This window comes from Enterobacter cloacae complex sp. IR5450 (genome assembly GCF_049238665.1).
Classification (GTDB): Bacteria; Pseudomonadota; Gammaproteobacteria; order Enterobacterales; family Enterobacteriaceae; genus Enterobacter; species Enterobacter hormaechei_C.
The window spans coordinates 108,773-121,616 of record NZ_JBMKIC010000009.1; the positions used below are offsets into that span (position 1 = coordinate 108,773).

Here is a 12,844-nt window from a genome sequence, read left to right on the forward strand (position 1 = left end):
CTTACTCATCCGGCAGCAACTTCCACCGTGGATCGTCGGCAGGCATTGCGACGAGCGGTTGCACCACGGAAAGCGTGATCTCATTGGAGGAGACACGCTGCCCATCCTTATCTTCCACCACGGCCGTTAGCCGCCATGCGTTTTTCGCCCCTTCTGAATCATCCCATGCAGGCATGATCACACTCCAGCCATCGCTGCTGTTGCCGTTTGCCGGTGAGGTCAGGCTGAGCGCCTGGGTATCACCCAGCCAGTGGATCTGCCGGATACCGTGCGTGCTGCGAATTTGCAGCTTCAGCATCACGGTTTCGCCTGGCTTAAGATCCCACGGCGGCGTGGCCAGATATACCGAGAGGGTTTTGCGCTGACGGAATTCCATCACGGGCAGATTATCGCGCTCAGGTGAATCATAGCGGCTGCCCCGCAGCGAGCGCGTCGCCGCCACTTCTCCGGCGGAAAGCTGTTTCGCCAGCGGCACGCCAAAGCGATAGTTGAGCTTCAGCCCGAGGTTATTCTGGCTAACGCCGCTCTCCCCCTGCTTATGGGCAGCCGTCAGGGTGACCAGCGGAACGGGGGTATAGTTCAGCCCCAGGTTGACCGCAACCGGATTGTGATACCCCGTACCGCTGTTAAACAGATCGACGTTATCGCCAAAATACTGTTCAAAGCTGACGCTGGTGTTCAGGTGATGAAACCAGGGAAGCCAGGCTTTGGCCGTTACGTCGTACCCGCGCGCCATGCGCTGCTCGCGGATGTCGGAACGCGGCTGCCAGCCAGCGAACGGCTGGTAGTAATTGGCCGACAGGCGCAGGTTTTCACCCCACGCCTCTGCGCCCAGCCCGGCACGTTGCAGGTTGTCTTCCAGCAGGTTGTCGTAAAAGGTGTTGTAGCCCAGCAGCCAGTTTCCGGCAACCCAGCGCTGCCCGATCCCGACATTGCTCACCAGCCCATCTGTCTGCTGCGTCAGGCCAAGCTGGCTCCAGCTCAGATAACGGGTGTTGTCGTTCCAGGGGATAAACCAGCTACCGCTGCTGCCGTTAAAGTTGCCGTCGTCATCCACCAGTACATTGACGTTGGCGTTTCCCCAGGGTGAAAGCCAGGATTCAATCTGCTCGTTGACTTCCCCGCTGACGGCATCCCGCACTTTGCCAAACGCGAACTGTCGCGCCTGCTGCCCGGCCGTCAGGCCGTTATCGGTCATACTGGCTTCACCGAAGGCCTTTGCCATTTCAGCCAGATGCTTTTCGCCTTCGGTGGTCGGTTGCGCCATACCGAGATCCGGCAGGCTATCGCCGTTATTATCAAACGGATTCTGCGCCTGCTGCACGAAGGATTTCGGCGCACCGTGAACGGCTCCAGCCGTAAAAAGGGGGAGTAACAGCAAAAAACGGATGCGGGACGATACAGCCTTCAACGTCGTCAATCAGAACCTGTGTTTATGAACAAACGCTTATTATGTTAACGCCATAACCCCTGAAAACCAGTCTTAACAGAAATTTCAGGAATATCCTGAAAAGATTTGTCGGGTGGCGGCTTCGCCTTACCCGACCTACAAATTCGTACCGGTGCGAAGCCGTCAACCGACGCCCTTGCACTATTATCCCAACAGCGCCTTCAGCTCCGGCACGCAGGAGCCGCAGTTCGTGCCGCAGCGCAGCTTCACGCCCAGCGCTGCGGCAGAATCACAGCCTCCGGCTATCGCCTTACGTATCGTATTTTCACCCACGCTGAAGCAGCTACAGATAATTCGCCCGGGATCGGCATCTTCGCCCGGCCGTTGTCCGTGCAGCAGCGCATGGCGTTCAGCGAGTTGTACGGGTGCAGCAGCAAAGGCTTCTTCAATAAACGCATGCGCCAGCGCCGGCAGCGTATGGCCCTCCCAGTAGCCCAGCATCAGCTCGCCGTGATGCCAGGCGAGCACGCTGCTGCGTTCTCCCGTCTGTGCCACCTGTAACTGCCAGCCCCGACCGCTGGCGTACGCCATGACCCACGACAGCAACGGCTGCTCCCCCGCCACCGTCAGACGTGAGGCTTTACGCCACCAGCAGACCGACGGCGGCAGCGCTGGTAGCTCGCGGGCATACAGTTCACCCTGCCAGGCGGGTAGCCAGGGCAGGATCTTCACCGCGGTTTGTTTACTCTCCGGCTGGCCGGAACCGGCATCAACCCGCCCTTCCACCAGCGCGTTGACCTTCCCCTGCCGTGCAAATTGCGCGTTCCAGTGCATCGGCGCAAACAGTTCGCCCGCACGCTGCGCGGTGGAGATACGTACTCTGGCAACCATCACTCCGCGCGGTGAGCTTACCCGCGCCAGCTGGCCGTCAGTCAGCCCGGCGCGCGCCGCATCGGTTGCGTTCATCTCAACAAAAGGCTCATCGATATGCTGCATCAGGCGCGGAACATACCCCGTGCGCGTCATGGTGTGCCACTGATCGCGGATCCGCCCGGTATTCAGTATCAAGGGGTACAATTCGTCGACGCCTGCCCCATGCGAGGAAGGATCAACCGGTACAAGATTTCTTTGCGGGAAATCACCGGCATGCCACTGATAAGGCGCCAGCGCGTCCCACGTCTCTCGCGACAGCGACGCCAGTTCGCGCAGGTTTAGCGCCCGTTCGCCGTTATTTTCAAACGCCGTCAGCGCCGCATGTTCACAAAATATCTCCTGAGGGTGTTCCCAGGCGAAGGCATCGCCATAACCGAGCTGGTCTGCCATCCGGGCGATTATCCACCAGTCCGGTCTGGCCTCGCCCGGCGCAGGCAGAAAGGCGCGCTGGCGGGAGATACGGCGTTCAGAATTGGTAACCGTGCCGTTTTTCTCGCCCCAGCCCAGGGCGGGAAAACGGATATGGGCAAACCGGCTGGTGTCCGTCTCCTGCATCACCTCAGATACCATGACCAGCGGGCAGGCCGCCAGAGCCTGGCACACCGCGTGGCTGTCGGGAAGCGACACGGCAGGGTTGGTGCCCATGATCCACACCGCCTTCACCTCGCCGCGGGCAATAGCGTCAAACAGTTCCACCGCCATCAGGCCCGGGGTCTGCGCCAGCCGTTCCGTTCCCCAGAAACGCGCCACGCGCGAGAGATCGTCCGGCTCGAAGTTCATGTGCGCCGCCAGCTGATTCGCCAGCCCGCCCACTTCCCGCCCGCCCATGGCATTTGGCTGTCCGGTCAGCGAAAACGGGCCGCAGCCAGGACGGTTGAACTTCCCGCTGGCAAGATGCACGTTAATGATGGCGTTACACTTGTCGCTGCCGGTGGAGGACTGGTTGATCCCCATGGTGTAGAGCGTGATCGCGCGTGGCGCGGTGATAAACCAGTCGTAGAAGGTGCTAATCTCGTCTGAAGGCAGATCGCAAAACGCCGCCACGCGAGGGATCGGCCACTCGCCCCGCCCCTGAATCAGATTGAGCAACCCCACAAACAGCCCGGCGTCGCTGCCGGGTCTGAGCGCGAGGTGGAGATCGGCGATATCGCAGGTGGCGGTTTTACGCGGATCGATCACGACCACTTTCATCTGCGGATTGTTGTGCTTTGCCTGCACCAGCCGCTGATACAGCACCGGATGCGTCCAGGCCGCGTTTGAGCCAACGAGTACCACCAGATCGCTGTTTTCCACGTCCTCGTAGCTGCACGGCACCACGTCTTCACCGAAGGCGCGTTTGTAGCCCACCACCGCCGATGACATGCACAGCCGCGAGTTGGTATCAATGTTCGCCGCCCCGATAAAGCCTTTCATCAGCTTGTTGGCGGCATAGTAATCCTCGGTCAACAACTGGCCGGAGGCATAAAACGCCACCGCCTGCGGCCCCCATTCGTTGATGATGTTCCGTAGCCGCTCGCCCGCTTCGCCCAGCGCCTGCGGCCATGCCACCTCCCGGCCATCGACCACCGGGCGCAGCAGGCGTCCCTGCAACCCCGTGGTTTCCCCGAGGGCAGATCCTTTTACACACAGACGACCGAAATTCGCCGGATGAGTTTCATCCCCCCGAATGCTCACCTTATCACCGTCTGCGCTGGCGACCACGCCGCAGCCCACCCCGCAGTAAGGGCACGTTGTCCGGGTTTCGGTCATGAGGCCTCCGCACGCATCACCAGCTCTTCATTTCCAACCCATACCTTGCCGTTTTCAATTTTTACCGGCCAGGCGCGCACCACGGGTTCGCCGTTCTCCACCTGACACCCATCGCGCAGACGTATGCGCTGCTTGTAAAGCGGGGAAATCACCACCGGCTCGCCCGCTGCATCGCCAAGGATGCCGCGCGAAAGCACGTTCGCGCTGCTGCCCGGCTCCAGGTCGTCCAGGGCATAAACGGACGTTCCAAAGCGGAACAGCGCAATCGGTTTTCGGCCAAGCCGCGCGCCGATGCCCGCCTGCTCGGGGATATCATCGATGCCGCAAATTTCCTGCCAGCGCTTGTTCTCCTCCGCGGCGGGGACGTTCACCGCAGTGCGGAACAGCGCCAGGCGGTCAGGATCGTTAAGGGTGGTTTGCCATTCGCACTGGTAAGTTTCCACCACCCGAGCCATCTCCTGCTCCAGCTCGTGGGCGATCCCCAGGCTGTCGTTGAGGATCACCTCGCGCAGATAGTCGAGGCCGCCTTCCAGGTTATCCATCCAGGTACTGGTACGTTGCAGACGATCTGCCGTGCGAATGTAGAACATCAGGAAACGGTCAACGGTGCGGATCAGCGTTTCGTCGTCCAGATCGCTGGCGAAGAGGTCCGCGTGGCGCGGCTTCATCCCGCCGTTGCCGCACAGATAGAGGTTCCAGCCTTTGTCCGTGGCAATCACCCCCACGTCTTTGCTCTGCGCCTCTGCGCACTCACGGGTACAGCCGGAGACCGCCATTTTGATTTTGTGCGGCGCGCGCAGGCCCTTGTAGCGGTGCTCCAGCCTGACCGCAAGGCCGGTGGAATCCTGCACGCCGTAGCGGCACCAGGTCGACCCGACGCAGGATTTCACCGTGCGCAGAGATTTCCCGTAGGCATGTCCGGTCTCAAACCCGGCCTCCACCAGCGCCTGCCAGATTTCCGGCAACTGTTCGAGCGTGGCGCCAAACAGGTCAATACGCTGCCCGCCGGTAATTTTGCTGTAAAGGCTATAGCGTTTCGCGATCTGGCCGATGGCGATCAGCCCGTCGGCGGTCACTTCACCCGCAGGCATCCGCGGGACGATGGAGTACGTTCCGTCCTTCTGAATATTGGCGAAAAAGCGGTCGTTGGTGTCCTGCAACGGCAGATGCGCCGGTTTCAGCAGATACTCGTTCCAGCAGGAAGCCAATACCGATCCCACCAGCGGCTTACAGATCTCGCACCCGTGCCCCTGACCGTAGCGGCTGATAAGCTGGTCGAAGGTGCGGATATGGTTGACGCGCACCAGGTGGTAAATCTCCTGACGCGAGTACGGGAAGTGTTCGCAGATATCTTTCTTCACCTCCACGCCCTGCTCCGCAAGCTGGAACTCCATCACCTGCTTCACCAGCGCGCTACAGCCTCCGCAGCCGGTCGCCGCTTTGGTGCACTGCTTAATGGCGCCGATATCCGTTGCGCCCGCGCTTACCGCCTGGCAGATATCCCCTTTGCTGACGTTATGACACGAACAGATCTGCGCGCTTTCCGGCAGCGCCGCCACGCCCAGCGCTTTCGGCGCGCTGCCTGACGATACGGGTAAGATCAGCGTTTCCGGCTCTTTTGGCAGGCTGATGCCGTTGAGCATCATCTGCACCAGCGTGGCGTATTCGCTGGCATCGCCCACCAGCACGCCACCCAGCAGGGTTTTGCTGTCGTGGCTGACCACAATTTTTTTGTAGATTTGCTGCGGCCCGTGCGTCCACTGGTAGCTCAGCGCACCCGGCGTGCGCCCGTGAGCATCGCCAAACGACGCCACATCCACGCCCAGCAACTTGAGTTTGGTACTCATATCCGCGCCGGTGAAGCGCTTCTCCTCACCCGCCAGCACAGCGGCGGCCACGCGCGCCATCTGGTAGCCCGGGGCCACCAGGCCAAAGATTTTTCCCTCCCACAGCGCGCATTCGCCGATGGCAAGCACGTCCGGATCGGAAGTCCGGCAGCCGTCGTCAATACAGATACCGCCGCGCTCGCCGATAACCAGCCCGCTGCTGCGCGCCAGCGCGTCCTGCGGACGAATACCGGCAGAGAAGACCACCATGTCCGTTTCCAGCTGTTCACCATCGGCAAAGCGCAGCACCAGCCCGTCGTCTGCGGTGGCAATCTCCGTCGTCGATTTACTGGTGTGCACCCCTACGCCCAGCGCCTCAATTTTCTTGCGCAGCATTGCCGCGCCGTCGTTGTCGAGCTGCACCGCCATCAGGTTCGGCGCAAACTCCACCACGTGAGTTTCCAGCCCGAGCTGCTTAAGTGCATTCGCCGCCTCCAGACCCAGCAGGCCGCCGCCAATTACCACGCCGCGTCGAGAGCCTGCCGCATGGGCCGCAATGTTGTCCAGATCGTCGAGGGTGCGGTAGACAAAACAGCCCGGCAGATCGTTGCCCGGAACGGGTGGTACGAACGGGTACGAGCCGGTCGCCAGCACCAGCTTGTCCCAGTGAGTCTCATGGCCACTGGCGGTACGCACTACGTGTGCATCACGATCGATAGCAACGATCTGCTGCGAGAGGCGCAGCTCAATGCCGTTATCGGCAAAGAACTCCCCCGCCACCAGCGAGAGCGAGTCCGCGCTGCGTCCGCCAAAATATTCCGACAGATGCACGCGGTCATAGGCGGCATAGCGCTCTTCGCCAAAAACAATAATCTGATACTGCTGATGCAAATTGCGGTTAACGCAGTCTTCGAGGAAATGATGGCCGACCATACCGTGCCCAACCACCACCAGAGTAGGTTTTGTCATAGCGTTCTGTCCTGCAACCTGCGGTTGCGTTGTGAAACGATCGAACAGCCAGTCCGCGTGGGCGGGCGCAGCCGTTGCCAGTAAATCGGTAAAGGTTGCCGCGCTGCGGCAGTCACCCAGCAGCAGCACGCCAGCCAGCGCCCCCTGATGGATCAGTAAACGTCGATAGTGACGGGTCAGCGGGTCCCATGAACTCCAGACCACATCGTCCGCCTGCGCTGTCGCGCGTCCGAGGCTGAACAGCTCCACGCCGGTCACCTTAAGGCGCACGCCGTTGTCGGTCAGGGTAAACGGCGCGGTGACCTCCCCGGCCAGCCGCGCGGCAAGAATATCCGCCTGCGCCAGACAGGGGGCCACCAGGCCAAACGTCTGGCCGTCAATTTCGCAGCACTCGCCGATGGCGTAGATACCCGGCACGGAGGTTTGCATCTGCTGATCCACCACGATGCCGCGCGCGCAGCGAATGCCGCTGGCATTTGCCAGCGCAACGTTGGGCTGCACGCCGGTTGCCAGCACCACGCGCGTGGCGGCAATGCGGCGTCCGTCGAGCGACGTCACGGCATCGTCAGCGATGGCGGTGATGCCGGAGGCGAGTTCACAGCTAACGCCCCGCGCCGCCAGCGCCTCTTCCAGCAACAGTCCCGCCTGCTGATCCAGCTGCTGTTCCATCAGCCACGGACCGCGATGCACGAGCGTGACGTTGTCACCCTTGCGCGCCAGCGCTGCCGCTGCCTCCACGCCGAGTACGCCGCCGCCCAGCACTACCGCCGGCCCGGAGATATTCTGGATGGCGCGGGTTTCTGCCAGGGTGCGAAAGGTGAACACATGCGGCGCATCGCCGCCGGGGATCGGCGGCACAACAGGGGTAGAACCGGTGGCAAACACCAGCGCATCCCAGCCCAGCGTGCGAGCAGAGGTATGCACTTCACGCGCGTTGACGTCTACTGCGAGCGCCGTTTCTCCTCGCAGCACCGTCACGCCTCGTGCCGTGTACCAGTCTTCATCGTGCAGACAGATGTGCTCCGCCTGCTTTTCGCCACCCAGCACTGGCGAAAGCTGGATGCGGTTGTATGCCTGCTCCGGCTCGTCACCGATGACGGTGACAGCGAAACGACCGGGAACACGCCCGGTGAGCGACGCAATCAGCCGGGTTGCCGCCATACCATTACCGATAATGACCAGTCGCATCGTGCCCCCTCATTACGCCGCTTTCGGCTGTTTTTCGTAGAGGAAATGGAGGATCTGCTGGCGCATGTGGTGATAGCGGCTGTCGTCCGCCAGCTGCACCCGGTTGCGCGGGCGCGGCAGATCGACGCGCAGGATCTCACCCACGGTGGCCGCCGGGCCGTTGGTCATCATCAGTACGCGGTCAGAGAGTAGTACCGCCTCGTCCACGTCGTGGGTGATGAGCACGATGGTGGTGTTCAGCGCCTGCTGGATCTGCATCACCGAGTCCTGAAGATGGGCGCGCGTCAGCGCATCCAGCGCGCCGAAGGGTTCATCCATCAGCAGGACTTTCGGCTTCATCGCCAGCGCGCGGGCAATCCCGACGCGCTGCTTCATACCGCCGGAGATTTCCCCGGGGCGCTTATGCAGCGCGTGGCCCATCTGCACCCGGTCGAGATTGTGCTCAATCCACGCTTTGCGCTCGGCCTTACTCATGGTGTGACGGAAGACCTGATCCACCGCCAGCGCCACGTTGTCGAAGCAGGTCAGCCACGGCAGCAGCGAATGATTCTGAAACACCACCGCGCGCTCTGGCCCCGGCCCGGCGATTTCGCGGTTGTCGCAAATCAGCCCGCCTTCCGTCGGCAGCGTGATCCCGGCGATCAGGTTTAACAGCGTCGACTTGCCGCAGCCGGAGTGACCAATCAGACTGACGGTTTCGCCCTCGTGGATATCAAAAGAGACGTTTTGCAGCGCCAGAAACTCGCCGCTGGCGGTGGAAAAACGCTGGCTCACGGCCTGGACCTGAATTAACGGTTTCATCTTCACTCCTTATTTTTCCTGCCAGCTAAAGCGACGGGCGATCAGCATCAGCCCCTGCTCCAGCAGCAACCCGACCACGCCAATGATGACGATGGCGATGAGAATGTTTTCGACGTTGAGGTTGTTCCACTCATTCCAGATCCAGAAGCCAATGCCTAAACCTCCGGTGAGCATCTCGGCGGCGACAATCACCAGCCAGGCAATGCCAATGGAAAGACGTACCCCGGTCAGCACCGCAGGCAGCACGGCCGGGAAAAGAATGCGGCGCATGATGGTCCACTCTGAGAGTTGCAGCACCCGGGCCACGTTGAGGTAGTCCTGCGGAATACAGCGCACCCCTTCGGCGGTGTTAATGACCATCGGCCAGATGGAGCAGATAAAAATAGTCCAGCTCGATGCAGGCTCCGCTTTCTGGAACAGCAGCAGGCCGATAGGCAGCCAGGCCAGCGGGCTGACCGGACGCAGTAGCGCGATCAGCGGGTTGAACATACGGGAGAAAAAGGTGAAGCGGCCAATCAAAAAGCCCAGCGGAATGCCCGCCAGCGCCGCCAGACCGAAGCCGATGGCGACGCGCTGCAACGACGCCAGCACGTTCCAGCCAATGCCCATATCGTTTGGCCCGTCGCGATAAAACGGATCGGCAAACAGGGTCATGGCCGAATCGAGCGTGCTGAGCGGCGTCGGAAAGCCTTTACTGTTTATCGCCGCCAGCTGCCAGAGCACCACCAGCAGGCCGAGACCGAGCAGCGCCGGGATGACGCGCTGTAAAAAATCATTCATCCGACGCGTAAACGCGGGCGCACGACGGCGAACCTGTAACGGAGGCAGGACTATCACTTCCCCGCTCTCTGACGTCTCTTGTGGTTTTGTATTTTGCAGATGCTGCATACTCAGGCCCCTTTACGGTGAATGGCGAAGCGGTTGGCGTACCCTTCCGGATCGGTGCCGTTCCAGACGGTGCCGTCCATCAGGGTGCTGCTGCGATACGGTGATGCCGGTGTGGACATGCCGCCCACGGCGGTCGCGGCATCCTGCCAGACCGCGGTCTGGTTAATGCGCTGTGCAATGCCCGCGTAATCCGGCGCGGCGTTGAGCAAGCCCCAGCGGCGGAACTGGGTTAAGAACCACATGCCATCGGAGAGATACGGGTAGCTCACGGCACCCTCGTTGAAGAAACGGATCGGGTGCGCATCCTGCCAGCGCTGACCGACCCCGTTGTCGTACTCGCCGAGCATGCGTCCGGTGAGATACTGTTCCTTGCAGTTGAGCCAGGCGCGGCGCGAGAGGATCTGCGCGGTTTCGCGTTTGTTTTCCGCTGACGCCTCGATCCAGCGCGCGGCTTCCATCACGGCGCTCACCAGCGCCCGTGCGGTGTGCGGATTTTTCGCCACCCAGTCGCGTCGGGTGCCGAGGATCTTTTCCGGGTGATCGGCCCAGATGGACTGCGACGTAGCGGCGGTAAATCCGATGCGGTCGTTAATCGCCCGCGCGTTCCACGGCTCGCCAACGCAAAACCCGACCATGTTGCCAATGCGCATGTTCATCACCATCTGCGGCGGCGGCACCACCACGGTGCGCACGTCGTCAAACGGGTTAATCCCCGCGCTGGCCAGCCAGTAGTAGAGCCACATGGCGTGCGTTCCCGTCGGGAAGGTATGCGCGAAGGTGTAAGTTCCCGGCGCCTGCTGCGCAATCAGCTTTTTCAGCCCGTCGAGGTCACGAACGCCCTTCTCCGCCAGATCGCTGGAGAGCGTAATGGCCTGACCGTTCTGGTTGAGGGTCATCAGGTTCGCCATCTGCTGCGGCTTGCCCGCGATACCCAGCTCCAGACCGTACAGCAGGCCGTAAAGAATGTGCGCGGCGTCCAGTTCGCCCGCCACCAGCTTGTCGCGCACCGCCGCCCAGCTCGCCTCTTTGGTCGGTACAATGGTAATGCCGTGTTTTTTATCGAACCCTTTCAGGGCCGCGATAACCACGGGCGCGCAGTCGGTCAGGGGGATAAACCCGATACGCACGGTATCCTGCTCAGGCTTATCTGACCCCGCCGCCCATGCGGCCTGCATGACACCCGGCAATAGCATCGCACCACTCACCAGCATGCTGGCCTGCAATAATCGCCGTCTCGACAAATCCGCCATAATTGCTCCTGAAAAAAGGCAAAAAAAAGCGCCCGACGGTGCTGAAGCACCGCTGGACGCCTTTATCCTGAAGACGCATGCACCGCCGTTGGCGCATCGTTGAAAATGGTTAATCTGTTAATGCAAAGGTAATGCCAGCTTTTCATCCCCGGCGTTACGGGGTTTCTGCAAGAAGAGCGCTGTATTACGCACCTCAATCAGGCATAAATTGCCCACTGACTGTGCAACTACTCCCCAGGGGGTATCTTCCACAGATTTTTCACCGTAAGCAGCGCACGGGCGATATCTACCATGCGTTGGTTTTTATCCATCGCCATTTTGCGCAGGGCGGTCCACGCCTGCTCCTCGCTCATGTTCTGGTGCGTCATCAGCACGCTTTTGGCTTTGTCGATGGTCTTACGCTCCTCCAGCGTGTCGCGCAGGGAAGCAAGCTGACGGGAGAGTTGCTCAATTTCACGCGCCTGCTGGCGCACCAGCGGCAGCAGCGGTTTATCCGGAAATCGCGCCAGGATATCGTCGTGTTCATCGTCTGCGTGCAGGTTTTCGCTATAGCGGCGCTCCTCAACTGCCGTCATCAGATCGGCAATTGCCACCTCCTCCAGCGTGCGCAGGTGCTCAAGGCGCGCGGTTTGCAGGGCAAACCATTTGAGGGCGGTATCACCGTTATCTGCCGGAGGCTGGCGGGTGCACGCTTCACGCCTGAGTTTTTCAGTCTCCAGACCCGGCAGGCAGTTGAGGGTAAATGACTCCTGCACGTCTGGAGTGCAATGGGAGATAAAAACCTCAAAGCAGGCCTGCTGGCCATCAATGCGATCCACCAGCCGCTGGCGGGTTTCATCGTCAAAGAATCCCTGGGTGAAACCAATAGCCCCCAGCGCCCGCTCTTGTCCCACAAGTTCTTTGCCCTGCATCAGGCTGTAAAGGGCCACAAATCGGCCCGCGATGTGCGGATCGTCAATGCTGTCGCTGAGTTGGGGTACGATACTGAGCAAATGACGCAGTATGCGGCTGTAATGTTCCATCGCCTGCGGCGCGGTGACGCATTGACCTGTAACGCCATCACGCAGCGCCGTTAGCGTCTCAAGGCCGTGCAGTGCGCTGGCAATACGTTCGCACAGGGCGCTGCCCGGCAGCGGTTCGTTAAACTGAAGGTGCAATGCGGCGAGGTTTTCATCCACCAGGGCCCTGCTGGCCTTGCATTCAGGCGCGTACAATTTGCCCTGCGAGCAGAGCCAGACATTTGACGCACCGCGCTCGCACTGTAGCATATGCACCAGTCGACTGATGCCGTTCACCAGTGCGCCCAGCTGCGCCAGTCTGCCGAGCTGTTCCTCGCGCAACATTCTCGCACGCTGGAACCATTCGGTTGCGCCAGGGGAACTGCCAGCCACTATCGTCATCGTTTCTCTCCCCGATACGTATTCTTCGGTACGAGAAGCAATATTCGTGCCTTTTCAAAGAACAGGAGTCAACATGCAGAAGATTGTGATCGTCGCCAACGGTGCGGCCTACGGCAGTGAATCCCTTTTTAACAGCCTGCGCCTGGCAATCGCGCTGCGCGATAAGGAGAGTGAGCTGGAGCTGCGCCTCTTTTTGATGTCCGACGCCGTCACGGCCGGGCTGAAGGGGCAAAAACCCGCAGAGGGCTACAACATTCAACAAATGCTGGAGATCCTGACCGCGCAAAACGTTCCGGTCAAACTGTGCAAAACCTGTACCGACGGGCGCGGCATTACCGGGTTGCCGCTAATTGACGGCGTGGAAATTGGCACGCTGGTCGAGCTGGCTGAATGGACGCTTTCCGCCGATAAAGTATTAACTTTTTAATAATAACCCGCTAAAAATATTAT

At 60.8% G+C, this 12,844-nt stretch carries 8 protein-coding genes; 1 reads left to right on the forward strand and 7 read right to left on the reverse strand.

The window, feature by feature from the left end; translation table 11 throughout:
• Window position 1: 1 nt before the first annotated feature.
• The 7 genes from ACOTYB_RS10000 to nasR all read right to left on the reverse strand — a co-directional run bounded on the left by ACOTYB_RS10000 (window position 2) and on the right by nasR (window position 12,394).
• The gene (locus ACOTYB_RS10000; protein WP_220153115.1) at window positions 2-1,420 is read right to left on the reverse strand and encodes a YchO/YchP family invasin; all 1,419 of its coding nucleotides are present in this window, start codon (window positions 1,418-1,420) and stop codon (window positions 2-4) included.
• A gap of 174 nt (window positions 1,421-1,594) precedes the next feature.
• Window positions 1,595-4,072, reverse strand: a complete 2,478-nt coding sequence (locus ACOTYB_RS10005) for a nitrate reductase (RefSeq protein ID WP_220153116.1) — start codon at window positions 4,070-4,072, stop codon at window positions 1,595-1,597.
• Window positions 4,069-8,055, reverse strand: coding sequence for a nitrite reductase large subunit NirB (nirB, locus tag ACOTYB_RS10010; RefSeq protein ID WP_220316919.1), 3,987 nt, complete (start codon window positions 8,053-8,055; stop codon window positions 4,069-4,071). The genes ACOTYB_RS10005 and nirB overlap by 4 nt, the downstream gene beginning before the upstream one ends.
• Window positions 8,056-8,067: 12 nt before the next feature.
• Window positions 8,068-8,856, reverse strand: coding sequence for an ABC transporter ATP-binding protein (locus ACOTYB_RS10015; RefSeq protein WP_015570359.1), 789 nt, complete (start codon window positions 8,854-8,856; stop codon window positions 8,068-8,070).
• A 9-nt stretch (window positions 8,857-8,865) separates the two neighbouring features.
• Complete coding sequence (gene ntrB / locus ACOTYB_RS10020) at window positions 8,866-9,744, reverse strand: nitrate ABC transporter permease (protein WP_003856687.1); 879 nt, start codon at window positions 9,742-9,744, stop codon at window positions 8,866-8,868.
• A 2-nt stretch (window positions 9,745-9,746) separates the two neighbouring features.
• Window positions 9,747-10,994, reverse strand: a complete 1,248-nt coding sequence (locus ACOTYB_RS10025; RefSeq protein ID WP_220153118.1) for a CmpA/NrtA family ABC transporter substrate-binding protein — start codon at window positions 10,992-10,994, stop codon at window positions 9,747-9,749.
• Between the two features lie 227 nt (window positions 10,995-11,221).
• Window positions 11,222-12,394, reverse strand: a complete 1,173-nt coding sequence (gene nasR / locus ACOTYB_RS10030) for a nitrate regulatory protein NasR (RefSeq protein ID WP_003856683.1) — start codon at window positions 12,392-12,394, stop codon at window positions 11,222-11,224.
• A 73-nt stretch (window positions 12,395-12,467) separates the two neighbouring features.
• Between nasR and ACOTYB_RS10035 the strand changes: the two genes are divergently transcribed.
• Window positions 12,468-12,821: a DsrE/DsrF/TusD sulfur relay family protein gene (locus ACOTYB_RS10035; protein WP_015570354.1), complete on the forward strand. Its 354-nt coding sequence runs from the start codon at window positions 12,468-12,470 to the stop codon at window positions 12,819-12,821.
• The last annotated feature ends 23 nt before the right edge of the window (window positions 12,822-12,844 follow it).

Coding starts and splice junctions, on each gene's coding strand:
- ACOTYB_RS10015 (WP_015570359.1), bottom strand. CDS start 8,856: ATGAAACCGTTAATTCAGGTCCAGGCCGTGAGCCAGCGTTTTTCCACC.
- ntrB (WP_003856687.1), bottom strand. CDS start 9,744: ATGCAGCATCTGCAAAATACAAAACCACAAGAGACGTCAGAGAGCGGG.
- nasR (WP_003856683.1), bottom strand. CDS start 12,394: ATGACGATAGTGGCTGGCAGTTCCCCTGGCGCAACCGAATGGTTCCAG.
- ACOTYB_RS10005 (WP_220153116.1), bottom strand. CDS start 4,072: ATGACCGAAACCCGGACAACGTGCCCTTACTGCGGGGTGGGCTGCGGC.
- ACOTYB_RS10035 (WP_015570354.1), top strand. CDS start 12,468: ATGCAGAAGATTGTGATCGTCGCCAACGGTGCGGCCTACGGCAGTGAA.
- ACOTYB_RS10025 (WP_220153118.1), bottom strand. CDS start 10,994: ATGGCGGATTTGTCGAGACGGCGATTATTGCAGGCCAGCATGCTGGTG.
- nirB (WP_220316919.1), bottom strand. CDS start 8,055: ATGCGACTGGTCATTATCGGTAATGGTATGGCGGCAACCCGGCTGATT.